General features: G+C 56.7%; 28 protein-coding genes. 15 read left to right on the forward strand and 13 right to left on the reverse strand.

Annotated elements, in window-relative coordinates:
* Window positions 1–195: 195 nt before the first annotated feature.
* Complete coding sequence (gene azoR, locus URZ40_RS00780; protein WP_116340063.1) at window positions 196–801, forward strand: FMN-dependent NADH-azoreductase; 606 nt, start codon at window positions 196–198, stop codon at window positions 799–801.
* A gap of 90 nt (window positions 802–891) precedes the next feature.
* Complete coding sequence (locus URZ40_RS00785; RefSeq protein ID WP_320719583.1) at window positions 892–1,578, forward strand: RluA family pseudouridine synthase; 687 nt, start codon at window positions 892–894, stop codon at window positions 1,576–1,578.
* A 7-nt stretch (window positions 1,579–1,585) separates the two neighbouring features.
* Here the strand turns inward: URZ40_RS00785 and URZ40_RS00790 are convergent, their stop codons facing one another.
* The gene (locus URZ40_RS00790) at window positions 1,586–2,125 is read right to left on the reverse strand and encodes a DUF2058 domain-containing protein (RefSeq protein ID WP_302218534.1); all 540 of its coding nucleotides are present in this window, start codon (window positions 2,123–2,125) and stop codon (window positions 1,586–1,588) included.
* A gap of 141 nt (window positions 2,126–2,266) precedes the next feature.
* Between URZ40_RS00790 and URZ40_RS00795 the strand changes: the two genes are divergently transcribed.
* From URZ40_RS00795 to URZ40_RS00805, 3 genes are all read left to right on the forward strand, one after another.
* Window positions 2,267–2,743: a GNAT family N-acetyltransferase gene (locus tag URZ40_RS00795; protein ID WP_320719584.1), complete on the forward strand. Its 477-nt coding sequence runs from the start codon at window positions 2,267–2,269 to the stop codon at window positions 2,741–2,743.
* Window positions 2,744–2,866: 123 nt separating this feature from the next.
* Window positions 2,867–3,841 (forward strand): DUF1852 domain-containing protein, encoded by a 975-nt coding sequence (locus URZ40_RS00800; RefSeq protein ID WP_233003533.1) that lies wholly within the window; start codon window positions 2,867–2,869, stop codon window positions 3,839–3,841.
* Window positions 3,842–3,864: 23 nt separating this feature from the next.
* Window positions 3,865–4,893: a methionine synthase gene (locus URZ40_RS00805; protein ID WP_023311627.1), complete on the forward strand. Its 1,029-nt coding sequence runs from the start codon at window positions 3,865–3,867 to the stop codon at window positions 4,891–4,893.
* A 5-nt stretch (window positions 4,894–4,898) separates the two neighbouring features.
* On the opposite strand, the gene URZ40_RS00810 is transcribed toward URZ40_RS00805, so the two are convergent.
* The gene (locus URZ40_RS00810) at window positions 4,899–5,831 is read right to left on the reverse strand and encodes a LysR family transcriptional regulator (protein ID WP_192982440.1); all 933 of its coding nucleotides are present in this window, start codon (window positions 5,829–5,831) and stop codon (window positions 4,899–4,901) included.
* Between the two features lie 95 nt (window positions 5,832–5,926).
* Here URZ40_RS00810 and URZ40_RS00815 point away from each other — a divergent pair, with 95 nt between their 5' ends.
* Together URZ40_RS00815 and URZ40_RS00820 are read left to right on the forward strand one after the other, a co-directional pair.
* Window positions 5,927–6,361 (forward strand): DMT family transporter, encoded by a 435-nt coding sequence (locus URZ40_RS00815; RefSeq protein WP_316379088.1) that lies wholly within the window; start codon window positions 5,927–5,929, stop codon window positions 6,359–6,361.
* Window positions 6,362–6,365: 4 nt separating this feature from the next.
* Window positions 6,366–6,824, forward strand: coding sequence for a DMT family transporter (locus URZ40_RS00820; RefSeq protein WP_316379087.1), 459 nt, complete (start codon window positions 6,366–6,368; stop codon window positions 6,822–6,824).
* Window positions 6,825–6,826: 2 nt separating this feature from the next.
* On the opposite strand, the gene URZ40_RS00825 is transcribed toward URZ40_RS00820, so the two are convergent.
* The 8 genes from URZ40_RS00825 to URZ40_RS00860 are packed head-to-tail and all read right to left on the reverse strand — an operon-like array spanning window position 6,827 to window position 12,701.
* Window positions 6,827–7,354, reverse strand: coding sequence for a DUF3833 domain-containing protein (locus tag URZ40_RS00825; RefSeq protein ID WP_316379086.1), 528 nt, complete (start codon window positions 7,352–7,354; stop codon window positions 6,827–6,829).
* Window positions 7,351–7,875 carry a hypothetical protein gene (locus URZ40_RS00830; RefSeq protein WP_163329245.1) on the reverse strand — a complete coding sequence of 175 codons (525 nt, stop codon included), beginning with the start codon at window positions 7,873–7,875 and terminating at the stop codon, window positions 7,351–7,353. Before URZ40_RS00830 ends, URZ40_RS00825 begins: the two co-directional genes overlap by 4 nt.
* Window positions 7,872–8,357, reverse strand: coding sequence for a DUF2878 domain-containing protein (locus URZ40_RS00835; protein WP_166711038.1), 486 nt, complete (start codon window positions 8,355–8,357; stop codon window positions 7,872–7,874). The genes URZ40_RS00830 and URZ40_RS00835 overlap by 4 nt, the downstream gene beginning before the upstream one ends.
* Complete coding sequence (locus URZ40_RS00840) at window positions 8,354–9,574, reverse strand: cyclopropane-fatty-acyl-phospholipid synthase family protein (RefSeq protein WP_320719585.1); 1,221 nt, start codon at window positions 9,572–9,574, stop codon at window positions 8,354–8,356. Before URZ40_RS00840 ends, URZ40_RS00835 begins: the two co-directional genes overlap by 4 nt.
* On the reverse strand, window positions 9,571–10,293 hold the full coding sequence (locus tag URZ40_RS00845) for a DUF1365 domain-containing protein (protein ID WP_320719586.1): 723 nt from the start codon (window positions 10,291–10,293) through the stop codon (window positions 9,571–9,573). Before URZ40_RS00845 ends, URZ40_RS00840 begins: the two co-directional genes overlap by 4 nt.
* A 1-nt stretch (window position 10,294) precedes the next feature.
* Window positions 10,295–11,554 carry an FAD-dependent oxidoreductase gene (locus URZ40_RS00850; RefSeq protein WP_320719587.1) on the reverse strand — a complete coding sequence of 420 codons (1,260 nt, stop codon included), beginning with the start codon at window positions 11,552–11,554 and terminating at the stop codon, window positions 10,295–10,297.
* Window positions 11,551–12,270 (reverse strand): SDR family NAD(P)-dependent oxidoreductase, encoded by a 720-nt coding sequence (locus URZ40_RS00855; RefSeq protein WP_316379082.1) that lies wholly within the window; start codon window positions 12,268–12,270, stop codon window positions 11,551–11,553. The genes URZ40_RS00850 and URZ40_RS00855 overlap by 4 nt, the downstream gene beginning before the upstream one ends.
* Window positions 12,267–12,701 carry a nuclear transport factor 2 family protein gene (locus URZ40_RS00860; protein WP_320719589.1) on the reverse strand — a complete coding sequence of 145 codons (435 nt, stop codon included), beginning with the start codon at window positions 12,699–12,701 and terminating at the stop codon, window positions 12,267–12,269. Before URZ40_RS00860 ends, URZ40_RS00855 begins: the two co-directional genes overlap by 4 nt.
* A 258-nt stretch (window positions 12,702–12,959) precedes the next feature.
* Here URZ40_RS00860 and URZ40_RS00865 point away from each other — a divergent pair, with 258 nt between their 5' ends.
* Together URZ40_RS00865 and URZ40_RS00870 are read left to right on the forward strand one after the other, a co-directional pair.
* A complete protein-coding gene (locus tag URZ40_RS00865) occupies window positions 12,960–13,157 on the forward strand; it encodes a hypothetical protein (protein ID WP_008502331.1) in 198 nt (65 codons plus the stop codon).
* Between the two features lies 1 nt (window position 13,158).
* Window positions 13,159–13,941: a hypothetical protein gene (locus URZ40_RS00870; protein ID WP_320719590.1), complete on the forward strand. Its 783-nt coding sequence runs from the start codon at window positions 13,159–13,161 to the stop codon at window positions 13,939–13,941.
* Window positions 13,942–14,032: 91 nt separating this feature from the next.
* Here URZ40_RS00870 and URZ40_RS00875 read toward each other — a convergent pair whose 3' ends face one another.
* Window positions 14,033–14,410 (reverse strand): helix-turn-helix domain-containing protein, encoded by a 378-nt coding sequence (locus tag URZ40_RS00875; protein ID WP_126328462.1) that lies wholly within the window; start codon window positions 14,408–14,410, stop codon window positions 14,033–14,035.
* Between the two features lie 90 nt (window positions 14,411–14,500).
* Between URZ40_RS00875 and URZ40_RS00880 the strand changes: the two genes are divergently transcribed.
* The gene (locus tag URZ40_RS00880; RefSeq protein WP_116340099.1) at window positions 14,501–15,280 is read left to right on the forward strand and encodes an SDR family oxidoreductase; all 780 of its coding nucleotides are present in this window, start codon (window positions 14,501–14,503) and stop codon (window positions 15,278–15,280) included.
* Window positions 15,281–15,331: 51 nt separating this feature from the next.
* Here the strand turns inward: URZ40_RS00880 and URZ40_RS00885 are convergent, their stop codons facing one another.
* Window positions 15,332–15,910 carry a TetR/AcrR family transcriptional regulator gene (locus URZ40_RS00885; RefSeq protein WP_116340101.1) on the reverse strand — a complete coding sequence of 193 codons (579 nt, stop codon included), beginning with the start codon at window positions 15,908–15,910 and terminating at the stop codon, window positions 15,332–15,334.
* Window positions 15,911–16,014: 104 nt separating this feature from the next.
* Between URZ40_RS00885 and URZ40_RS00890 the strand changes: the two genes are divergently transcribed.
* Window positions 16,015–16,482 carry a nuclear transport factor 2 family protein gene (locus URZ40_RS00890; protein WP_320719591.1) on the forward strand — a complete coding sequence of 156 codons (468 nt, stop codon included), beginning with the start codon at window positions 16,015–16,017 and terminating at the stop codon, window positions 16,480–16,482.
* Between the two features lie 291 nt (window positions 16,483–16,773).
* Here the strand turns inward: URZ40_RS00890 and URZ40_RS00895 are convergent, their stop codons facing one another.
* A complete protein-coding gene (locus URZ40_RS00895; RefSeq protein WP_320719592.1) occupies window positions 16,774–17,046 on the reverse strand; it encodes a MerR family transcriptional regulator in 273 nt (90 codons plus the stop codon).
* A 74-nt stretch (window positions 17,047–17,120) separates the two neighbouring features.
* Here URZ40_RS00895 and URZ40_RS00900 point away from each other — a divergent pair, with 74 nt between their 5' ends.
* From URZ40_RS00900 to URZ40_RS00915, 4 genes are all read left to right on the forward strand, one after another.
* The gene (locus URZ40_RS00900) at window positions 17,121–17,369 is read left to right on the forward strand and encodes a hypothetical protein (protein ID WP_320719593.1); all 249 of its coding nucleotides are present in this window, start codon (window positions 17,121–17,123) and stop codon (window positions 17,367–17,369) included.
* A gap of 208 nt (window positions 17,370–17,577) precedes the next feature.
* The gene (locus URZ40_RS00905) at window positions 17,578–18,192 is read left to right on the forward strand and encodes a TetR/AcrR family transcriptional regulator (protein WP_320719594.1); all 615 of its coding nucleotides are present in this window, start codon (window positions 17,578–17,580) and stop codon (window positions 18,190–18,192) included.
* Window positions 18,193–18,267: 75 nt separating this feature from the next.
* Window positions 18,268–19,377: an efflux RND transporter periplasmic adaptor subunit gene (locus URZ40_RS00910; protein ID WP_320719595.1), complete on the forward strand. Its 1,110-nt coding sequence runs from the start codon at window positions 18,268–18,270 to the stop codon at window positions 19,375–19,377.
* Window positions 19,374–22,463: an efflux RND transporter permease subunit gene (locus URZ40_RS00915; RefSeq protein WP_320719596.1), complete on the forward strand. Its 3,090-nt coding sequence runs from the start codon at window positions 19,374–19,376 to the stop codon at window positions 22,461–22,463. Before URZ40_RS00910 ends, URZ40_RS00915 begins: the two co-directional genes overlap by 4 nt.
* The last annotated feature ends 24 nt before the right edge of the window (window positions 22,464–22,487 follow it).

The raw sequence follows: 22,487 nt of genomic DNA on the forward strand, positions 1-22,487 counted from the left end.
GGCAGTGCTCTGCCGGGTAAAATCTCTTTTTAATGATTGCTATAGAGTACCACATCGACGCTTTCAGCGCCTTATTCAAAAAATTCGAACATAGGCTTCGATATATTGCGCTATCCCTGCGACAGGATTGTGAATAGAGTGTCAACAAGCAACGGGGCAACCCCCTTCAATCAAATGCAAAAACAGGAATCACCCATGAGCAAAGTATTAGTTTTGAAATCCAGCATTCTGGCAGGGTACTCTCAGTCTGGTCAGCTGTCTGATTACTTCGTTGAACAGTGGCGTGAACAGCATTCCGCAGATCAAATCACCGTGCGTGATCTGGCTGCAAACCCAATTCCTGTGCTGGACGGCGAGCTGGTTGGCGCGCTGCGCCCAAGCGATGCACCGCTGTCTCCACGTCAGCAGGAAGCGCTGGCCCTGTCCGACGAGCTGATTGCTGAGCTGCAGGCGCACGACGTTATCGTTATCAACGCCCCAATGTACAACTTCAACATCCCTACCCAGCTGAAGAACTACTTCGACCTGGTGGCGCGCGCTGGCGTAACCTTCCGCTACACCGAGAACGGCCCTGAAGGTCTGGTGAAAGGTAAACGTGCGATCGTCCTGACCAGCCGTGGCGGCATCCATAAAGATACCCCAACCGACCTGGTTGCGCCGTACCTGAGCCTGTTCCTGGGCTTCATCGGCATCACCGACGTGAACTTCGTGTTCGCTGAAGGTATCGCTTACGGTCCGGAAGTGGCGACCAAAGCGCAGACCGATGCGAAAGCCGCCATCGACAGCCTGGTAGCAGCTTAAGATTTTGCCCTCTCACCGCCCGGTGGGAGGGTTTTTCTTTTTCCCCGCATTTCGTTATCATCCGCTCCCACTCTCCAGCCGGGCGGCCTGATGTCTGCGATTATCGATTCTTTTATAGCCCCACCGTGTCACGACGACATCAATATCCTCTGGCAGGATGAACATCTGCTGCTGATCGATAAGCCTTCCGGCCTGCTCAGCCTCTCGGGCAAAAACCCGCAAAATCTTGATTCTGTCCATTATCGTCTGGTCCAGATGTTCCCCGGCTGCACGCTGGTACACCGTCTGGATTTCGGCACGTCCGGGCTGATGGTGGTTGCGCGCAATAAGGCCATCAACGCGGCGCTGTGCCAGCAGTTCAGCCAGCGCAGCGTGGAGAAAGTCTACAGCGCCCTGCTTTGCGGGCATCTGGAAAATGACGAAGGTGTAATAGACGCGCCGATTGCCAAAGACCCGGCGCTGTTCCCGCTGATGTCGATCTGCGCCATCAACGGTAAACCCTCCCGCTCCCGCTATCGGGTGGTGGAACGGTTTTATCAGGGAACGGGAGTGCCGTTAACGCGGGTTGAACTCACGCCGGAAACCGGGCGAACCCACCAGCTGCGCATCCACTGCCAGCGGCTGGGGCACCCGATTCTGGGCTGCGATCTGTATGGCGGTCTTGACGCGCCGGGGGCTGAGGGAACGCCCCGGCTGATGCTGCATGCAAGCGTTCTGAATTTTATTCATCCCGTGAGCGGAGAGCCGGTTAACGCCCGTCATGCCGCCCCGTTCTGAATGAGGTTTACCACATCAAATCGTCAGGGATTTTGAAGTCCGCGTACGGATCGTCTTCGTCCTGTTCTTCCTGGCTGAGCGCGCTGTTTAACACGATGCTGTCGGCATCGCGCTGGGCGATTTTATCGGCCACTACCGCCGGAATAATCGCGTATTCGCAGTCGCCGCTGGCGTTAGTCACCAGACGGGCAATCGCCAGACGACCGTTGATCAGCTGGGTTTGCGTCTGCTTGTCGACCTCGATTTTTTTGATGAGAGTACCGTCGGTGAAGTTAAAGGTGATGTTGCCTTTCGCCACGGTGATGCGGTTCATCTCGATCAGTTGCTTCACCTGCGCTTTAAACTCTTTCGCGAGCACGGCCTGCTTCTGCTGCTCGCTCAGCAGCTTGTCACGCTCGATCTGCGCCTTCTTGTTCTCTTCTACCGCTTCCCGAGCCTCACGCGCCTGAACGCGTGATTTCTTTGCCGTGCGCTGCACTTTCGCCGCTTTTTTGCTGCTGACCAGGCCCGCTTTCAGCATCTGCTCTTGTAAGGTGAGTTTTGTCATGATCGTTTCTAAACCGGTTGGAAATTTTGGGGATTATAGCGTCATTAAGCGCGTGCCGAAACATAAGTAAAACATAGGACGACTCAACTTAACCGTCTGATAATTTGACGTCTGCAAAATAAAGCTCAATGGAATCCTCCAATGATAACGATTAAAAAAGCCGACCTGCACACTTCTGAATCCCTGCGTCTGATTGAAAAATTGTCATCAGAACTGGCGAATATCACCGGGGATGGCGGCAGGCGTCATTTTAACGTCGACTCGATGATGGCCGAACGCGCCCTGTGGGTTGTCGCCAGGAATGAAAAAGATAAAGCCGTTGGATGTGCGGCTTTGCGCCCCCTCTCCGGACAGGTTGCGGAGCTGAAACGCATGTATTCCGTCAGGAGCGAGCCGGGGATTGGAAAGGCTTTACTGGCTTTTCTTGAAGCGTCGGCGCTACGTCCAGGCTATAGCGAAATCTGGCTAGAAACCCGACACGTTAATGCACGTGCGGTGAAATTTTATGAGCGAAATGGCTACCGTGTAATTGATAACTATGGCCCCTACATCGGCAGGCAAGAAGCCGTCTGTTTCGCAAAAAAACTAGCGCTGCACGAGAGTCGTGGGAATTTGTGATCAACATCATGAACTTCGCTCATGTTGCATTGAAATTAAGTCACTTCCCCTGCGCCGCGGGCTCAGGCATAAATTATGCATCGGTAACTTCTTAGCAACATGAACTTAGGATGCATAACCACAATGAGCAAAGCTTTCACATATACCCTTAAGCGCAGTTGCTTCGATGAGAATTACAACCCGTCTGAAAATACGCGTACGACCACCAACTTTGCCAACCTGGCACGCGGGGAAAAACGTCAGGAAAACCTGCGCAATACGCTGGTGATGATCAACAACCGCTTTAACGCCCTGGCGCACTGGGATAACCCTAATGCCGATCGCTACGCGGTTGAGCTTGAAATTATCTCAGTTGACCTGAACATTGGCGCGGAAAAGCCGTTCCCGGCCATTGAGGTATTACAAACATATATTGTCGACAAGAAAAATAACCAGCGCATCCCTGGCATTGTCGGGAATAATTTCTCTTCTTACGTGCGGGATTATGATTTCAGCGTGCGACTGCTGGAACACAATAAGAACCAGCAGCACTTTAGCATTCCGGAAAAATTTGGCGAACTGCACGGCAATATTTTCCGCCATTTTATAAATTCCCCGGAATATAAAGAGAACTTCAAAAAGGGCCCGGTAATCTGCCTGAGCGTTTCCAGCAAAGACACCTACCGCCGCACCGGCAACCAGCATCCTGTGCTGGGCATTGAGTATCAGCCCGATGGCGAGTCGCTAACTGAACTGTACTTCGCCAAAATGGGCCTGAAGGTGCGCTACTTCATGCCGGAGAATAGCGTGGCGCCTTTCGCGTTCTTCTTTACCGGAGATTTACTGAGTGATTACACCGATCTGGAACTGATTGCCACCATCAGCACGATGGAGACGTTCCAGAAAATCTATCGCCCGGAAATTTATAACGCGAACTCGGCGGCGGGACTGTTTTATCGCCCGGATCTGAACCAACAGGACCATTCATTAACCAAAATTGTTTATGACCGCGAAGAGCGAAGCCGCCTGGCGATTGAACAGGGTCGATTTACCGAAGAATATTTCATTAAGCCTTATAAACACATTCTTGAGCAGTGGTCTGATAACTACACGCTTTAATTTATCAAAAAAGGTCTTTTATTATGAAAACATTGCTCCCGACGTCTACAGCTGGCAGCCTGCCTAAGCCGACCTGGCTTGCGCAACCTGAAACGCTCTGGTCTCCGTGGAAGTTGCAGGATCAGGAACTGCTGGCGGGTAAACAGGATGCGCTGCGCCTGTCTCTGGATGAGCAGATCCGTGCGGGAATCGATATTGTCAGCGACGGGGAACAGACCCGCCAGCACTTCGTCACCACCTTTATTGAACACCTGAGCGGCGTCGATTTTGAGAACCGCCAGACGGTGCGCATTCGTAACCGCTATGACGCCAGCGTGCCGACCGTGGTTTCTGCCGTTGCGCGCCAGAAGCCGGTATTCGTGGACGATGCGAAGTACCTGCGCCAGCTTACCGATAAGCCGATCAAATGGGCCCTGCCCGGGCCGATGACCATGATCGACACCCTTTACGACGCGCACTATAAAAGCCGCGAAAAGCTGGCCTGGGAATTCGCCAAAATCCTCAATCAGGAAGCGCGTGAGTTAGAGGCCGCAGGCGTGGATATTATCCAGTTTGATGAACCGGCATTTAACGTCTTTTTTGACGAGGTCAACGACTGGGGCATCGCCGCGCTGGAGCGCGCAATCGAAGGGCTGAAGTGCGAAACCGCGGTTCACATCTGCTACGGCTATGGCATCAAGGCCAATACCGACTGGAAAAAGACGCTCGGATCCGAGTGGCGCCAGTACGAAGAGGCCTTCCCTAAGCTGCAGACCTCTAACATCGACATCATCTCCCTGGAGTGCCACAACTCCCGCGTACCGATGGATCTGCTGGAGCTGATCCGTGGTAAGAAAGTGATGGTCGGCGCGATTGACGTAGCAACCAACGCCGTTGAAACGCCGGAGGAAGTGGCCGATACGCTGCGTAAAGCGCTGCAGTTCGTCGATGCGGACAAGCTTTACCCGTCAACCAACTGCGGCATGGCTCCGCTTTCACGTCAGGTGGCTAACGGCAAGCTGAAAGCACTCAGCGCCGGCGCAGAGATCATCCGCAAGGAGCTCGGCGCGTAATTGCCTTACGCTTGCCAGTAGAGCGGCGAGCCGAAAAACGCTACGTAATAATCAATCACCGCCCTGACGTTCAGGGGCGGATGACGTGCGTTAGGGTAAATCGCCGCAATATTCAGTTGCTCCGTGTTGATGGCGCAGGCCATTTCCGGCATAAGGGCGACCAGCTCCCCCCGCTGCAGCCTGTCGCCAATCAGCCAGTCCGGAAACAGGACGATCCCCATCCCACCCAGCGCGGCAACGAGCAGCGACTCCGCACTATTGGACGTCATCAGCGGCGCGACAGGATAGTGCACCCAATTCTCCCCCTTGCGCCGCACCAGCCAGCGGTTAGGCCCGGACGAACCGCGATAGACCAGGCATTTATGCTGGCTCAGCTCGGCCGGATCGACCGGTACGCCGTGTTGACGCAGGTACGCGGGCGACGCGGCAAGGTGGTAGCGCTGCTGCCCGAAAACACGGGCGTGGAACGTTGAATCCGTCAGCGTGCCGATGCGGAAGATGAGATCGGCGGCATCCCGGTGCGGGTCGATAAAGTCATCAGTCAGCGTCAGCTCTATGGTTAACCGTGGATAACGCTCGGCCAGGCCTGCCAGGCCGGGTGCAACGTGCCTCTGTCCAAAAAATACCGGCCCGTTAATGCGGACCGTGCCGGAAGGTTCGGTCGAACGCTCATCCAGCTCCCGCCGCGCCTCTTCGAAGTTATCAACCATCGCCCGGGCATAGCGGATAAACAGATGCCCGCTTTCCGTGGGGATCACCGCCCGGGTATTGCGATAGAAGAGCTGCTGGCCGAGCGCGTCCTCAAGCTGATGAACAATGCGCGACACCTGCGATGCAGAAATCCCCTCCCGCCGAGCAACGACGGAAAAGTTTTGCGTTTCATAGACGGCAATAAACAGCAGCAGCGATCGAAGGTTCATGCTTCCGGCATCTGGCATTAATGCATTTCCTGCAAAGGTGTTTCCTGCATTATGGCATTTTTCTCACGGGTCTACCGACGTAATCTTCTTCGCCTGAAAACGGAGGAAGCTTAATGCAGTTTGTTATGATTTTACTGGTAATTGCCGGCGGGATGGGCCTTTCCGTCGAGGCTGGGCTGCTGGGGCCATTAGGGGGAGAAGTGGGCGATTTATGGGCGACGTTCAGTATTTTTGGCGTCGGCGCCGCGCTGACGTTTCTGCTGATGCTGTTTTTCAGCCCGCGCAGCAGCCCGTCGTTTTTCGCCCAGCCCGGCTGGCAGCTGCTCGGCGGCGTTCTGGGTCCTGTTTACGTTGTCATTCTGACTATCGCCACGCCCGCCATCGGCATCGCCCTGACTATGATCGGTATTCTGGCGGGCCAGATTTTTAAAAGCCTGATCATTGATCACTTTGGTCTGCTCGGCACGCAGGCGCGCAAGATCGATGCCAAACGGTTTATCGCCCTGGGATTCATCATTGCGGCACTGGTTCTGGTCGCGCAGGGGTAATGCTATGACGCTGATAATGATTCTTCTGGCCGTCTGCGGCGGCGCCACACTGAGCGTCCAGGCGGCGATTAACGGGCAGCTCGGCAGTAGCGTGGGCGTTTTCAAAAGCGCGTTTCTGACGTTTTCCGTCGGCGCGCTGGTCACCGCCCTGCTGATTTTCTTCTTTGAACCTAAGCAGGCCGTCAGCCTGCTGGACGTGCCGAAATGGCAGCTCCTCGGGGCGATGTTTGGCGTGCCCTATATCGTAATCATGGTGCTCGCCGTTCAGCGCATCGGCACCGCCGTCGCCACGGTCGCGGTGATCTTCGGCCAGCTCGCCATGAGCATGCTGATTGATAACTTTGGCTGGCTGAACAATCCCGCTATTCCGTTTTCACCGAGCCGTCTGGGCGCGGTGGTTTGCCTGGGGATTGCCCTGTACTTCATTTACTCCAGCAGCAAAACCGGCAATGTTCGCGACTAAGCTTACGTCTTCCGGGTGAAGAACAGCGTCACCGTGGCGACGGTGACGCCAAATTTCTTCATCTCGGTTTTATTAAACAGATGCGTTTCATCCTGCAGGTACATCCAGTCGTCAAAGTTCAGCAGCCAGGTTTTGCCGTTGGCCTTCACGTTCATGCTGTAATGCCAGTTAAAGGCGTTGCCTGCGGCCTGCCCCGTGGCAACCCCTTCAATATCCCCTGCCGTTCCCTCGTAGCGGTCGTTCCCCACGCGGCGAATATGCCAGACCCGCTGCTGCTTCTCGCCATCGTCGTAAACGAACTGCTCGTTCAGCGTCAGCGTATCGCCAATAACGTCCCCGGCAATCTCAACGTGAAAGCGACGTATCTGCTTGCCGCTGCGATCCTGCACCATGCCCCACGCTTCGGTTTTGCCCTGAAAGTAGTTAAAAATATCAAGCCGCGGCTGCTGCTGGCGATACTCGGACACGTCGGTGCTACAGCCGGCCAGCAGCATCGTGAATGCCAGCGCCAGCCTCAGGATTCGTTTCATTTTTGGCCTCCGATTAACTGCTGACGCAGCTCAGGATATTGCGTGCGGGGATCGAGCCAGATGGCCAGAAAACGGGTGCTGAACGCTTCTGACTGTCGCGGCCCGAGCGGAATAAAGGATGTTTGCGCCGCTGACGCGCGATACCAGAACTGCCCTTGCCCGTCGTCGAGCACAAACGCCAGCTGTGCGCCTGGCCGGACATCCGGCCACAGCGAGCGGAGCATCTGTAACCAGGCTTCACTCCGGGGTTCCCGTTTCAGGATCCCCTGCGCCTGCCACTGATCGCGGGTCGCCTCGACCAGCTCATCGCGATCGATATCGCGCGCATAGGTAATAATCAGCGCCTGATCCTGGTTCTCCCGACCGTAACGCCCGTCCGGAGTACGCAGCTGGGAGGTATAAACGGTGAACGGCCCCCAGGTCAGCGTGGCGTCGCCCACCTTACGCCAGGCCAGCCAGTCGGCGGCCTGGGCCCCGGGAACAACCAGCATCAGCCAAAGCAGCAGAATCGCAGCTCTCATTTTTGTCTCCCCATCAGCAGGTGGAAAAACAGCATCAACACCAGCCAGCCCGGCACCATCCAGCTGACGACGATAAAGGTCGGCTCCAGAAACGTGATGGCGCCCAGCCGCTCGCCAAACAGGTAGGCCACAGGCCCCCCCACGGCGGCCAGCAGGGTCAGCAGCCAGCCGGGTAACGTGGTGGTGCGCGTTAGCTGCGTCCAGACGGTGGCGAACATCAGCCACAATGCCACCATCCAGAGCGGCATCAGGGAGTCGCCCGTGAAGGCAATCAGCCCCGTCAACGCCCAGAGCGCATCCAGCAGGCTGCCCGCCGCGGCCAGCCCAATGGCGTATAGACGGTAAGCTGACGGCAATAACATACACGCCAGGACCGCCAGCCCGAGCCAGATAATCAGGCCCTGTTCGCGAAAAAGCACCACCAGCGCCCAGTAGACATCGAACGCCACGGCCAGCAGAAAGACCTGAAGGTAACGTCTCATACGCGCTCGGCGGTCAGCTGCACCACGCTGATGGTGCGAGCGTTAAACCCGGCTTCGCAGTAGCCGAAGTAGTACAGCCACATGCGGCGAAACCGTTCATCGAAGCCGAGCTTTTCTATCTCCTGCCAGGCGTGGACAAAGCGCTGCCGCCAGTGGGCCAGCGTGCGGGCGTAGTCGGGGCCCATGTCGAAGAGATTGCGCACCACGAAATCGGTGTGGCGCGTCATCAGCTCGTTCATCGCGGTAATGCTCGGCAGGAAGCCGCCGGGAAAAATGTAGCGCTGGATAAAATCGACGCTTTTGCTGTAGTCGCGATAGCGCTGGTCCTGAATAGTGATGGCCTGAATTGCCATCCGTCCTCCGGGGCGCAGGCGCGCCTGGCAGGTACGGAAGAACGTCGGCAGATAGCGTTGCCCCACGGCCTCAATCATCTCTATCGAGACCAGCTTGTCGTACTGTCCGGTGAGGTCGCGATAGTCGCAGAGCAGTACCTCAACGCGATTCTGCAACCCGGCGCGGGCGATCCGCTCGGTCGCCCAGATATATTGCTCCTGCGACAGCGTGGTGGTCGTTACCCGACAGCCATAATGACGAGCGGCGTACTCCGCCATCGCCCCCCAGCCGGTGCCAATTTCCAGCAGGTGGTCACCCGGACTTAGCGCCAGCTGGTCGCACAGGCGCGCCATTTTGGCCTGCTGAGCCGCCGTCAGATCCTGCTCGTCAGAGTTAAACAGCGCGCTGGAGTAAAGCAGCTCCTTATCCAGAAAATGGGCATAGAAGGTGTTGCCCAGGTCGTAATGGGCGGCAATATTTTCGCGGGCCTGAGCGCGAGAGTTACGCCGCGTCCAGTGGCGCAGACGCTCCAGCGGCCTGCCGAGCAGCCGGAACCCTTTCTCCAGACGACCAAGCACCTCGCCGTTGAGGGCCAGGATTTGCAGAAGCGGCGTAAGCTGCGCGGTTTCCCATTCGCCGTCCATCCATGCTTCTGCCGCAGCAAGGCTCCCGCCCGTTAAGACGCGCCAGTAGACGCCGGGCGTGAGGATCTGCACGTCCGCGTGCAGCGCGGAGGATGTCTCGCCAAAATGGAAGGTCTGCGCCCCTTCACGCAGGGTGAGCGAGCCGCCGCGAATGCCGCTTAACAGACGAAACAGCAGCCAGCGCGCAATGCGAGCGTTGCGCGGGAAATCGGGTTCTAGCGCAAAAACGGGATCGGTCATGAGCGTTCACTCCTGCTGACGGGATGGTTATACAGCGGCACGCGCTTGAGCCACAGCCTCAGCGCCTGCCAGTAAATGGCGAAAACGGTTTTCAGGGTCATCAGCGGGATACGCAGCAGCAGCGAGCGCAACGTCGGGCGGGTCAGAGGTTCCCGGCGCAGCGCCAGGGTGGCGTCAAAGACCTTCGCCTCCTGATGATTTTCAATGTGCATATGCAGCGTGTTGTCCGGGTTGTTGAAGCGCCAGTGGTAGATCATGTCCATCGGGTTGAAGGGGGAAACGTGAAACGCTTTTGCCGTGGGCTGGGCGTTTTGCCCGTCTACCGCGTAGTAGTGCCGCTCGTTCCACGGCGTGTTGCGCACCTCGGCGAGCACCCAGCGAAGCGTTCCCTTACCGTCATAGCAGTAGTAAAAGTTGACCGGATTGAAATGGAACCCGAAGTAGCGCAGCTGCGTCAGAAGCATGACCCGCCCGTCCGGACGTTCTCCGGTCAGGCTCTCCAGCCTGTTGAGCACGTTGTCTTTAAGCGGCGAGCCGAGCGGATAGTCCGCGTCGTGGAACGAGGCGGCGGCAAAGCGGTTGCGCCGCACGCCGACGGAGGCCAGCAGCGGCAGCTCATCAAGATCCAGCCAGGCCATAAAGACGCCGTAGCTGAATTCGTGGGTTTTCGGCTGAAGGCGGCGGTGGCGTAGTACGCCGTGATAGAGGCAGCTATTCATCTCAGTTCCCCTCCCCGGCGGCTATTTCATTGACCACGTCCAGCGCGCTGCGCACGCCGTCTTCATGAAAACCGTTGTACCAGTAAGCTCCGCAGAACCAGCTTCGGTTATGACCGTTGATCTCGCCGCGACGCGCCTGCGCCCGCCAGCTTTGCGGGTTAAACAGCGGATGCTCATAGACAAAGCGTTGCAGGACGAAGCGTTCATCCACCGGCGCGTCCGGGTTCAGGGTGACGCAGAACAGCGGACTGCCCGCAGGCAGCCCCTGCAGAATGTTCATGTTGTAGGTCACGCAGGCGCTGGCCTGTTCCTGCGCGCTCAGGCGGTAGTTCCAGCTGGCCCACGCGCGCTGCCGCACCGGCAGCCAGCGCGGATCGCTGTGCAAAACGACCTCGTTGCGCTGCCAGCCGATATCGCCCAGCACCTCGCGTTCGGCGGGCGTCGGGTTCTCAAGCATTGCCAGCGCGCTGGCGGAGTGGCAGGCAAAAATCACCCGATCGAAGGTATGGCCGCCGTTTTCGAGCTGAAGCGTGACCCCATGCTCGTGGCGGCTCACGCGCTGCACCGGTGAATTAAGATGCAGATTCAGACGGTCGCCCAGCTTGTCGAGCATGGCGCGGATATACTCCCGCGAGCCGCCCGGCACCACGTACCACTGCGGGCGTTGGATGATATCCAGCAGGCCGTGGTGGTGGAAGAAGCGCAAAAAGAGCGGCAGCGGGAAACGCTTCATCTCCTGCAGCGACGATGACCAGATAGCGGCCCCCATCGGCAGAATGTAGTGGCGCGCGAAAAACGGCGTGAAGCCGTGCTGATCCAGAAACGTCTGCAGCGTGGCGTTCGGGTTCACTTCTCCGTCCAGCGCCTGTTTCGCCAGACGATTGAAGCGGACGATCTCCCCAAGCAGCCGCCAGAATGCCGGATTCACGAGGTTTCGGCGCTGGGCAAACAGCGACGTCAGGGTGTGGCCGTTGTACTCCAGCCCCGTCTCGGGGTTGTGCACCGAAAAGCTCATCTGCGTTTTTTGCCCACTGATGCCGAGCTCGCTGAGCAGACCCATAAAGCGCGGATAGGTGCGGTCGTTGTAGACGATAAACCCGGTGTCGATCGCGTATGTGCCCTGTGGCGTTGAGACGTCAACCGTCGCGGTATGGCCGCCGGGCGTGGCGCCCGCTTCAAACAGGGTTACCTGATGGTGCCCGGCCAGACGCCAGGCGCAGGTCAGCCCGGCGATGCCGCTGCCGATAATCGCAATGTTCATGAGCGCACCATCCTGCGCAGCAGCGCGCGCTGCAACAACGCGGGCAGCCCGGAGAGCAGCCGCAAAATGAAGCCGAACCCGGCGGGAAACGCGATATGCATTTTGCCTTTCGCCAGCCCGGTACGGATCGCCTTGACCGCCTCGTCGACGCTCACCCTGCCCGGCATGGCAAAATCGTTTTTGCGCGTCAGCGGGGTATCGACAAAGCCCGGAGAGACGACCGTCACGTCAATCCCCTTTGGCTCCCAGTCCAGCCGCAGGCTCTCGGCAAACCAGCTCAGCGCCGCTTTGGACGCGCCGTAGGCCTCTGCCCGCGGGAAGGGAAGCCAGTGGGCCATCGAGCTCACCAGCACCACGCGGTTGCCGGCGGCCAGCTGCGGCTGCAGCGCGGCCAGGCAGTTCACCGGACCGAGGAAATTGGTGGATATGACCCGCTCCACCAGCGCCGCATCCACCACGCCACCGTCGAGGTATTCGCAGGTTCCGGCGCAGAGAATAACCAGATCGGCGTAAACGCCGCTAAGCGCCTGGCGACAGGCGTCCCTGTCTGTCATATCGAACAGGCGAACGGTGAGATTGGGGCAGGTCTGATGCAGCGCTTCAAGCCGCGCCGGATCGCGCCCGCAGGCAATCACGTGGAAGCCGTCAGCGGCAAAGGACTTCGCCAGCCCCGCGCCGATGCCCGAGCTTGCGCCGGTAATCAGCACCGTCTTCATGATTTGACCCTCCGCTTCACGCCGCGTACCGCCCAGCCCAGCAGAGGGAGGTGTTCGTAGATCATCTCTCCCGCATCGTAGTAGTCCCGCTGATGCGTGATGAGATCATTTTCCGTCTCCACCACTGAACACCCAGGCAGTTCAAGCGGCTCGCCCCCGGCGATGCGCGGATGCGACCAGTGCATCACCCAGGTGACAACAAACCGGTTACCGCTGCACAGCGGCGTGTCGATGGTAAAACGGCACTTCTCGACATTGGCCAGCAGATGGGTGAAATAGCGCTGAAGCGCGAAAATCCCGTCGTGCTCGCCGAATGGATCGATAAGCGTGGCATTCGAATGGTAAAGCCCCACCAGCGCGGAAGGCGGCTGGCTATCCAGTGCGGCGTAGAACTCAACAAACCGACTCACGACAGAGGGCAAAGTGCTCATGGGTCACATCCTGGCTGTAAACAACGTGGCGTAATCGCATAATTAAAACTTACACAATTAACGTTATTTGTCCAAGTTTGTGATTATTTATTTTTTATTATGTAGACACATCAATAAGTTATTGACGTTCAAATAAGTGACTTTTGTAGTCAGGGTAAGGCGTAGCCGCCACCCGGCTTTCACTTTCAGGATATCCTTAAGGCAAATTCGCCGGTCATCTTCCAGGCTTATTCTTTTTAATTCATAAGGATGCCTGACATGAAACGCTTCTTTCTCTCGCTTTTCTCCAGCCCCGAATCTTTGCTCCAGGTGATGAGCCAGCAGGAAATTATTGAAGCCGTCGAAGATGGCGATCGCATCATTATCGACCAGGACGGGAACGCCTCGGTGAACTACAAAAGCAACGAGGTGCGGCAGGATTTTCTGCGTCACGTCAACGCGCTGAAGAGGGCCTGAAATGGGAACGGCGATATTTATGGTGCTGATGGTATGCGGGTACTGGTACACCAGCCGGGATCTGTCGACGCGCTTTAAAATCAAGCGTTCCTTCGGCTGGGACGTCTATTTTCTCGTTGCGCTTTATGGCTGTATTTTCGTTCTGCAGGGCGTGATTGCCACCGGTCTGCTCTGGCTATTCTTGCTCGCCCTCTCCGCCGCCGACAACACGTTTCACTTTACGTCGCAGCAGTATGCCGACTGGCAAGTCGACTTTATGAACTGGAGTTTTTTGGGCATTCAGGCACCGGTGGTCGTGATGCTGGCGTTTGCCATCCTGTTTTGCCTCTACCGCTCTAACTGGGCGGGCAGCGCCAGGCTGGACGGTAAAAGCCGTAAAAAGCTCTACAAACGTCTGGCCCAGTCGAGCGGTATTGAACAGCTGCTGTACCAGTGTATGGAGCAAGGCGAACTGGCGCAGGTCACGCTCCGGTCGAGGAGAATTTACGTCGGCATGATCCACACCGCGACGCTGGAATATGAAAAAACGGCCAATATCGTGTTGATCCCGATGCTAAGCGGGTACAGGGACGCGAAGACGATGAACTTTCGCATCGAGAATAATTACAGCAGATGGTATGCAGAGCATGACATCACGCTCGACTCTGAACCCCAAAGCGCCATGTCGTTCCGGAAGGTGATTTTACTTAATCAGATTGAGAGCATCTCGCTGTTCGACCCCGCCAGCGCCAGCGCGCTGTCGCTGGCACAGCATGACACGCTTTCTAAAGAGGCATCCTCATAATCCTGAGAATGCTCTGCTGCGAGGGGGCATGGGCGCTCTCCGTGCTAATAACCGGCGTTAACGAAAGGCGAATGACAACAATTTTATGGTGTCATTCGCCGTTGGGAATGTTGAGAGCACTTCCATCGGTTGCCTGGCTCGCGTAATCCTCACGTTTTTCTGCCCATTTCAGCATGGCATCCAGCGCCGGGCACAGTGCCTGCCCCCAATCGGTGAGGCGATATTCCACTTTCGGTGGTACCTGAGGGTAGACCATCCGCGAAACAATACCGTCGGACTCAAGCTGTCGAAGCTGCTGCGCCAGCATCTTCTGAGAAATACCGGGGATCAGCTTTTCGAAATCAGAGTAGCGCTGCACTTTTCCGTCGAAAAGATGAAAAAGAATAATTAATTTCCAGCGCCCTTCCAGCAGCCGTAATACTTGCTCCACGCCGCTTGCGGCAGATTCCGGACTATATAACTTACTCATAATTTAGTAACTCACTTTTTCGTGCGTACTTGTCAATTTCTCAGTCTATGTTGAATATGCCTGTACTGTAAATAACGGGAGTTATTGGTCATGTCATTAGATATTAATTTCACCGGTAAGCGCGTGCTTGTTACCGCTGGCACGAAAGGGCTGGGAAAAGCAGTTGTCGGGCTTTTAAAACAGCTCGGCGCAACGGTATTCACCACTGCGCGCCACGAGCCAGACGTAAATATCGCTGATACGTTCGTAGCCGCTGACCTTACGACGGTCTCCGGATGTGCCGCTGTCGCATCTGCGGTGCAGGAACAGATGGGAGGGGTCGACGTGATTATCCATGTTGCAGGCGGTTCAACCTCCCCCGGTGGCGGTTTTGCTGCGCTTGACGAAGAAGCGTGGCAGCAGGAACTCAATCTTAATTTGTTACCTGCGGTACGCTTAGACCGCGCCCTGCTTCCCGGAATGCTCGCACAGGGAAATGGGGTGATTATTCACGTGACGTCTATTCAGCGCGACCTGCCGTTACCGGAATCAACCACGGGCTATGCGGCGGCTAAAGCAGCCCTCTCAACCTACAGCAAGAGCCTGTCAAAGGAAGTCTCGCCGAAGGGCGTTCGGGTAGTGCGCGTTGCACCCGGCTGGATCGAAACTGAAGCGGCGGTGGCACTCGCGGAGAGACTGGCGAAGCAGGCAGGAACAGACTACGAAGGTGGCAAGCAGATCATTATGAAGGCGTTAGGTGGAATACCGCTCGGACGCCCCGCCAGACCGATTGAGGTGGCTAACCTCATCGTCTTCCTCGCCTCATCACATGCTGCGAGTATTACCGGTACTGAATTTGTCATTGATGGCGGCACCATCCCGACGGTATGACACGGGGGCTTAATCGGCCCGGGATAAGGGCCGATTAAGCACGGGGAAATATCACTGACCCGTCAGTTTTTCTAAGCCCGTTTTTAACGCGTTTATTACCGCTTCGGTATCCATTCCCATTTGGGCATGAATAATAGCCCCGTCAATAAGCATCATAATGTCATTACTGGTCTTTTCATCCGTTATACCGGCGAGCGTTTCGATTTTTTTCTTTGTTTCTGCTTTATGGTCGCGGCATATCTCTTTTATTTCATTTTCAATCTCTTCGGACTTTGCCTCTGCGCTGGCGTTAATAAACGCACAGCCGTGGAATTCGGACGAATTAAACCATTCGCAAAGCGTTGCAGATATCGCGTCAGAAAGTACCTGACCTTCGGCGAGGTTACGGCGCAGAGAGGCTTCAAACCAGTTCATCCATATTTCATGCCGATAGTGCAAATAGGCGAGAATAAGCAAGCTCTTACTCGGGAAATGGCGATAAAAAGTCACCTTGGTCACTTTTGACGCTTTAATCAGCGTATCCACCCCCGTCGCCCTGAAGCCCGTGGAATAAAACAGATCGTGCGCCGTCAATAATATCTTATCCCTGACGCTAATTTTTGTATCGTTGCTTGCGGATTGTGTTTTCATTTTTTCGGCGGCCTCAAAACGGATATTGACAGCGTTATTTCACAGGCATAGATTACATCAGGTAGACAGACCTGTCTACTTCATCTAACGCTGAGGTTACCGCAATGAACACACGTCCTCCTTTACCGCCCTTCACACGTGAAAGCGCCATCGAAAAAGTCAGACTGGCAGAAGATGGCTGGAACAGCCGCGACCCGGCGAAAGTCGCGCTGGCCTATACGCTGGATACCCAGTGGCGCAACCGCGCAGAGTTCGCCACCAACCGTGAAGAAGCCCGGGCGTTTCTGGCGCGGAAATGGAAAAAAGAGCTGGACTATCGTCTGATTAAAGAGCTCTGGGCATTTACGGATAACCGGATCGCGGTGCGCTATGCCTATGAATGGCATGATGATTCCGGCAACTGGTTCCGCTCGTATGGCAATGAAAACTGGGAATTTGAGCCGGACGGACTGATGAAGCGGCGTTATGCCTGCGTTAACGATATGCCGATAAAAGAATCCGAGCGCCTGTTTCACTGGCCGCTGGGCAGACGCCCGGACGATCACCCTTCGCTGAGCGATCTTGGCTTATAGGATTATCGCATCAACCGGGCCGTATTGTTCTTGATGTACCAGTTAGCCACAATCTTTCCATCATCGATCTCATAAATATCCGTATGCATTTGTGGACGCGAGGAAGGTGTTGGATTTTGTAAAGGAACAGATGCCTGAACTGGCTGTCTGAAATATAAGGCCGCATCGGTTTTGCGGCCTCTTCTTACTTGTCGATTAAAACGTATCGATACAAGGCTGGCCGACTTTGTTAATGGCGTTTATTATCCTGGCTCTGAGCTCAATTAACGCCGCTTCTTTCTCTTCAAGCTGCTATAACTTGCGCTGTAAAGAATCGCGTTTTTGCTCAGCGGTAAATTTGTCGTCAACCCAGACAGCTAAAACCTCTGAAATTTCGGATAAGGTAAAACCCAGCATTTTGGCATGCTTGATCATGTTTAAACGCTGTAAATCGACGGCGGAATAAACTTTGTAGTTATTGCTGCGATTGGGCTGCGGGATATTCTCTAATAGCCCCTGCCGCTCATAGTAACGCACCGCCTCTTTCGACAATCCCGTTTTCGCACACAGTTCACCAATTCGCATCGCGTCGCCCTCACCTCGAAAAAAAACTCTTTTCGAATGCGCTGTGGGGAGAGTATCGCTCAAAGGGCATCCGCGTGCTGGCGCTTTGCCCCGGCGCAACGGATACGGCCTTTTTTGATGTGGTGAATGCTGAGGAAGCCTCGGTAGGTAAAAGAATGCCCGCTGACAAAGTGGTCACCCTGGCACTGAAGGCCGTGGAGAGTAACCGTAGCTACCTGATTACCGGATGCGGTAACTGGCTTCTGGGGCAGCTACACCGCTTCGTGACGCGCAGGCGTCTGGTGCTCATCGTTGAAAAAATATTGCGTCCACGCTCGGCTTAAGCAAAAATGGCTTTGTTCAGTGCAAGGGAGTTGCGCTGAAATCCTTGCTTATCGCAGACAGATAGATGCCATAATGCGCGAAAAACAGTGATACACTCACCCCACCTGGTTGATCGTCCCGTCTGAACGGCGCATGATGAATGACGGTAACCAAAGTACAAAATGGTCACTCGTTGTTAATCGTAGCCTGTCACGCTAAGCTTAAATAATGACTAAAAATATGAATCCCCCATCAGCACGTGGTCCCCTTGACCACGCTGTCAGAGAACAAATCGTCGAAGCGGCCTTTGAGCACTTCGGTCACTACGGCTATGAAAAAACCACCGTCGCCGAGCTGGCGAAATCTATCGGTTTTTCAAAATCCTACATTTATAAGTTCTTCGATTCCAAGCAGGCTATCGGCGAAGTGATCTGCGCTAACCGCCTGGAGCTGATTATGGAGGCGGTGCTTTCCGCCATCGAGGATGCGCCTTCAGCAAGCGAAAGATTACGCCGTCTTTTCAAGGCGCTCACCGAAGCGGGGAGCGAGCTGTTTTTCCACGACCGTAAGCTTTACGACATTGCCGCCGTCGCCGCGCAGGAGCAGTGGCCTTCAACCGAAAAGTATTGTCAAAGCCTGATGAAGCTGATTGAGAGCATCATTATCGAAGGCAGACAGTCCGGCGAGTTCGAAAGGAAGACGCCGCTGGATGAGGTAACCTGTGCCGTCTATATGGTGATGTGCCCTTACATTAACCCCGTTCAGCTGCAGTACAACCTTGAAACCGCCCCAACGGCAGCGGTACTTCTCTCCTCACTGATCTTAAGAAGCCTGGCCCCCTGATTAGTGACCATTGACTTTATTGGTCACTAATCACAGAATGCGGAAACTGTCCTGTTACCTCAATAAGGGTTTCCCATGCTCAGGCTCACTTCAGCCCGCGTTGCCGTTTGTCTCCTGCCGTTTGCCCTCGCGGCATGCGGCGATATTTCCGCGAATGACGATCCGCGCACAAAGCCACCGCTTGTCCGATCCGTCTCCGTCGAGCTTGCGAACAATACCGCCCGTGCCTTCACGGGCGTGGTGGTTGCCAGAACGCAGAGCGATTTAGGCTTCAGGGTTCAGGGGAAAATCCTTGAACGCCTGGTTGATACGGGTCAGACCGTCAAACAGGGCCAGCCCTTGCTGCGCCTGGATCCAATTGACCTGAAATTACAGGCCCAGGCGCAGCAGCGCGCGGTGGACGCAGCCCAGGCGCGCGCGCGAAAAGCCTCCAGCGATGAGGCGCGCTATCGTGGTCTGGTGGCCACCGGCGCGGTGTCCGCCTCCGAGTATGACCAAATCAAAGCGGCGGCGGATACCGCCAGAGCAGAACTCAGCGCGGCACGGGCGCAGGCCAGCGTGGCGCACAACGCCACGGGCTATGCCGTCCTGCTGGCGGATTCTGACGGCGTGGTCATGGAGACGCTCGCCGAGCCGGGTCAAGTCGTCAGTGCCGGACAGGTGGCGATCAGGCTCGCCAGAGCGGGACAGCGTGAAGCGCTCGTGCAGCTTCCGGAAACGCTGCGCCCTGCCGTCGGCAGCGAAGCGCAGGCCACGCTGTATGGCAATGAAGAACACCCGGTCACCGCAACGCTGCGCCTGCTGTCTGACTCGGCCGATGCCACAACCCGCACCTACGAAGCTCGTTACGTGCTGGACGGGCCGCTGGCGAACGCGCCGCTGGGGGCGACCGTCACGATTAACATTCAGCACAATAAAGCGGAAGGTCAGGTCATGCAGGTCCCGCTGGCCTCGCTCTACGATGCGGGCAACGGCCCCGGCGTCTGGCGCATTTCTGCTCCGCCTGCAAAGGTCGCCTGGACGCCCGTCAGGGTGCTGAGCGTGGGTGAAGATGCGGTGCAGATCGCGGGCGGCGTGAAGCCCGGCGAGAAGATTGTGGCGTTAGGCGCACACCTTTTACATGAAGGTGAAATTGTCAGGCTTGCCGCGCAACGCAATGCCACACTTGCGGAGAGCGCGCCATGAGCGGAAGCCGCTTCAACCTGTCAGCGCTGGCCGTGCGTGAGCGTTCCGTCACGCTGTTTCTGATCGTTCTCGTTACCATCGCCGGAATTTACGCCTTCTTTGGGCTCGGGCGCGCGGAAGACCCGCCCTTCACGGTGAAGCAAATGACGGTGATAACCGTCTGGCCGGGGGCGACCGCGCAGGAGATCCAGGATCAGGTCGCCGAGCCGCTGGAAAAGCGGCTGCAGGAACTTAAATGGTATGACCGGACGGAAACTTATACCCGTCCCGGCATGGCGTTTATCACCTTGTCGTTGCAGGACAAAACCCCGCCTGCCGAGGTGCAGGAGGAGTTCTATCAGGCGCGGAAGAAGCTTGGAGATGAATCGCAGCGTCTTCCGACGGGCGTCATCGGCCCGATGATCAACGACGAATTCTCGGATGTCACCTTTGCCCTTTTTGCCCTGAAAGCAAAAAGCGAACCGCAGCGGCAGCTGGTACGTGATGCCGAAGGCCTGCGCCAGCAGCTTCTGCACGTTCCCGGCGTCAAGAAAGTGAACATTATTGGCGAACAGGCCGAGCGGATTTATATCGCCTTCTCCCATGACCGTCTGGCGACGATGGGCCTCGCCCCTGAGGACATTTTTAACGCACTTAACGGCCAGAACGCATTGACCGCGGCGGGCTCCATCGAGACCCGAGGCGCACAAATCTTTATCCGCCTCGACGGCGCGTTCGACGAACTGCAGAAGATCCGCGATACGCCCGTTGTGGCCCGGGGCAAAACGCTCAGGCTGTCCGACATCGCCACGGTTGAACGCGGCTACGAAGATCCCCCGACGATGCTGATACGTAACCAGCATGAGCCCGCCCTGCTGCTCGGCATCGTGATGCGCGAGGGCTGGAACGGCCTGACGCTGGGTAAAGCGCTGGATGCGGAAACGGCGAAAATTAATGAGAGTCTGCCGCTTGGCATGACCCTGACCAAGGTCACCGACCAGTCCGTGAATATTCGCTCGTCGGTTGACGAGTTCATGATTAAATTCTTCGTCGCCCTGCTGGTTGTCATGGTGGTGTGTTTTGTCAGCATGGGCTGGCGCGTGGGGGTGGTGGTTGCGGCGGCGGTGCCGCTGACGCTGGCGGTGGTCTTCGTGGTGATGGAGGCGGCGGGGATAAACTTTGACCGCGTCACGTTGGGCTCCCTGATCCTCGCCCTCGGCCTGCTGGTTGATGATGCCATTATCGCCATTGAAATGATGGTGGTGAAAATGGAGGAAGGTTACGACAGAATCAAAGCCTCGGCCTACGCCTGGAGCCACACCGCCGCGCCGATGCTGGCCGGTACCCTGGTGACGGCCATTGGCTTTATGCCGAATGGTTTTGCCCAGTCGACCGCCGGAGAATACACCAGCAACATGTTCTGGGTGGTTGGCCTCGCTCTCATGGCCTCGTGGTTCGTCGCCGTGGTGTTCACGCCCTATCTGGGGGTGAAGATCCTGCCAACGATCCCTAAAGTAGAAGGAGGCCATGCCGCCATCTATAACACGCCTCGCTATAACCGTTTTCGCCAGCTGCTTGCCAGCGTTATCGCCAGAAAATGGCGAGTGGCCGGGTCGGTGGTCGCCATTTTCATCCTGGCCGTGCTCGGCATGGGTCTGGTAAAAAAACAATTTTTCCCGACCTCCGATCGCCCGGAAGTTCTGGTTGAGGTGCAGATGCCCTACGGCACCTCGATTGAACAAACCAGCGCCGCAGCGGCAAAAATCGAAGCGTGGCTGGGCCAGCAGCCTGAAGCCAACATTGTCACTGCCTATATTGGTCAGGGTTCGCCCCGCTTTTATCTGGCGATGGCGCCTGAACTGCCCGACCCGTCTTTTGCGAAAATTGTGATCCTGACGGACAGCGAGACGTCACGCGAGGCGCTCAAGCTCCGGCTGAGAGAGGCTGTCGCCAACGGCCTTGCGCCCGAAGCGCGCGTGCGGGTGACGCAGCTGGTGTTTGGCCCCTACTCGCCCTTCCCGGTCGCCTGGCGTGTGTCAGGCCCGGACGTAGGCAAGGTGCGCGACATTGCTGATAAGGTGAAAGCCGTGCTTCAGGCAAGCCCGATGATGCGAACCGTCAACACCGACTGGGGGTCGCGCGTTCCGGTATTGCATTTCACTCTCGATCAAAGCCGCCTGCAGGCGACCGGCTTAACCTCCAGCGCCGTTGCCGAGCAGCTTCAGTTCCTTCTATCAGGCGTGCCGATAACCACCGTACGGGAAGATATTCGTTCGGTAGAGGTCATTGGTCGCGCGGCGGGTGATATCCGTCTCGATCCGGCGAAAATTGAGGGCTTCACCCTGGTCGGCAATGCGGGACAGCGCCTTCCGCTGTCTCAAATCGGCAAGATTGAGATCGGTATGGAAGATCCGATTCTGCGCCGTCGCGATCGTACCCCCACAATCACCGTGCGCGGTGATATCGCCGACGGCCTTCAGCCACCGGACGTGTCGGTCGCCATCATGAAGCAGCTCCAGCCGATTGTTGAGACGCTGCCGGCCGGGTACCGTATTGACATGGCGGGTTCGATTGAGGAATCGGGAAAAGCCACGCAGGCAATGATTCCATTGTTCCCGATTATGATTGCCCTGACGCTGCTGATCATCATTTTGCAGGTGCGCTCAATCTCGGCGATGGTGATGGTGTTCTTAACCGCCCCGCTGGGGCTGATTGGCGTGGTGCCGACCCTGCTGATTTTCAATCAGCCGTTTGGCATCAACGCGCTGGTCGGCCTGATCGCCCTTTCCGGGATTCTTATGCGCAATACGCTGATCCTGATTGGCCAAATCAATCATAACCAGAACGAGGGTCTCGATCCGTTCCGGGCGGTGGTCGAGGCAACGGTCCAGCGAGCCAGGCCCGTCTTGCTGACGGCACTGGCCGCCGTGCTGGCGTTCATCCCCCTGACGCATTCGGTATTTTGGGGCACGTTGGCTTACACGCTAATCGGCGGAACGCTGGGCGGGACAATTGTCACGCTCGTCTTCCTGCCCGCGATGTATGCGATCTGGTTCCGGATCCGCCCTGCGGAACAACGGGTGCAGCACCCCGCAGAAAACGTGTAAACTACCATGAGTAGATAACAGTTC

Origin of the sequence: Enterobacter sp. 296B2 (assembly GCF_034106185.1) — a bacterium.
GTDB classification, from domain to species: Bacteria; Pseudomonadota; Gammaproteobacteria; order Enterobacterales; family Enterobacteriaceae; genus Enterobacter; species Enterobacter cloacae_N.

Coding starts and splice junctions, on each gene's coding strand:
- azoR (WP_116340063.1), top strand. CDS start 196: ATGAGCAAAGTATTAGTTTTGAAATCCAGCATTCTGGCAGGGTACTCT.
- URZ40_RS00800 (WP_233003533.1), top strand. CDS start 2,867: ATGAGCAAAGCTTTCACATATACCCTTAAGCGCAGTTGCTTCGATGAG.
- URZ40_RS00880 (WP_116340099.1), top strand. CDS start 14,501: ATGTCATTAGATATTAATTTCACCGGTAAGCGCGTGCTTGTTACCGCT.
- URZ40_RS00835 (WP_166711038.1), bottom strand. CDS start 8,357: ATGAGACGTTACCTTCAGGTCTTTCTGCTGGCCGTGGCGTTCGATGTC.
- URZ40_RS00860 (WP_320719589.1), bottom strand. CDS start 12,701: ATGAGCACTTTGCCCTCTGTCGTGAGTCGGTTTGTTGAGTTCTACGCC.
- URZ40_RS00845 (WP_320719586.1), bottom strand. CDS start 10,293: ATGAATAGCTGCCTCTATCACGGCGTACTACGCCACCGCCGCCTTCAG.
- URZ40_RS00810 (WP_192982440.1), bottom strand. CDS start 5,831: ATGCCAGATGCCGGAAGCATGAACCTTCGATCGCTGCTGCTGTTTATT.
- URZ40_RS00820 (WP_316379087.1), top strand. CDS start 6,366: ATGACGCTGATAATGATTCTTCTGGCCGTCTGCGGCGGCGCCACACTG.
- URZ40_RS00890 (WP_320719591.1), top strand. CDS start 16,015: ATGAACACACGTCCTCCTTTACCGCCCTTCACACGTGAAAGCGCCATC.
- URZ40_RS00870 (WP_320719590.1), top strand. CDS start 13,159: ATGGGAACGGCGATATTTATGGTGCTGATGGTATGCGGGTACTGGTAC.
- URZ40_RS00830 (WP_163329245.1), bottom strand. CDS start 7,875: ATGAGAGCTGCGATTCTGCTGCTTTGGCTGATGCTGGTTGTTCCCGGG.
- URZ40_RS00885 (WP_116340101.1), bottom strand. CDS start 15,910: ATGAAAACACAATCCGCAAGCAACGATACAAAAATTAGCGTCAGGGAT.
- URZ40_RS00865 (WP_008502331.1), top strand. CDS start 12,960: ATGAAACGCTTCTTTCTCTCGCTTTTCTCCAGCCCCGAATCTTTGCTC.
- URZ40_RS00840 (WP_320719585.1), bottom strand. CDS start 9,574: ATGACCGATCCCGTTTTTGCGCTAGAACCCGATTTCCCGCGCAACGCT.
- URZ40_RS00785 (WP_320719583.1), top strand. CDS start 892: ATGTCTGCGATTATCGATTCTTTTATAGCCCCACCGTGTCACGACGAC.
- URZ40_RS00850 (WP_320719587.1), bottom strand. CDS start 11,554: ATGAACATTGCGATTATCGGCAGCGGCATCGCCGGGCTGACCTGCGCC.
- URZ40_RS00805 (WP_023311627.1), top strand. CDS start 3,865: ATGAAAACATTGCTCCCGACGTCTACAGCTGGCAGCCTGCCTAAGCCG.
- URZ40_RS00895 (WP_320719592.1), bottom strand. CDS start 17,046: ATGCGAATTGGTGAACTGTGTGCGAAAACGGGATTGTCGAAAGAGGCG.
- URZ40_RS00875 (WP_126328462.1), bottom strand. CDS start 14,410: ATGAGTAAGTTATATAGTCCGGAATCTGCCGCAAGCGGCGTGGAGCAA.
- URZ40_RS00790 (WP_302218534.1), bottom strand. CDS start 2,125: ATGACAAAACTCACCTTACAAGAGCAGATGCTGAAAGCGGGCCTGGTC.
- URZ40_RS00910 (WP_320719595.1), top strand. CDS start 18,268: ATGCTCAGGCTCACTTCAGCCCGCGTTGCCGTTTGTCTCCTGCCGTTT.
- URZ40_RS00815 (WP_316379088.1), top strand. CDS start 5,927: ATGCAGTTTGTTATGATTTTACTGGTAATTGCCGGCGGGATGGGCCTT.
- URZ40_RS00795 (WP_320719584.1), top strand. CDS start 2,267: ATGATAACGATTAAAAAAGCCGACCTGCACACTTCTGAATCCCTGCGT.
- URZ40_RS00825 (WP_316379086.1), bottom strand. CDS start 7,354: ATGAAACGAATCCTGAGGCTGGCGCTGGCATTCACGATGCTGCTGGCC.
- URZ40_RS00905 (WP_320719594.1), top strand. CDS start 17,578: ATGACTAAAAATATGAATCCCCCATCAGCACGTGGTCCCCTTGACCAC.
- URZ40_RS00915 (WP_320719596.1), top strand. CDS start 19,374: ATGAGCGGAAGCCGCTTCAACCTGTCAGCGCTGGCCGTGCGTGAGCGT.
- URZ40_RS00855 (WP_316379082.1), bottom strand. CDS start 12,270: ATGAAGACGGTGCTGATTACCGGCGCAAGCTCGGGCATCGGCGCGGGG.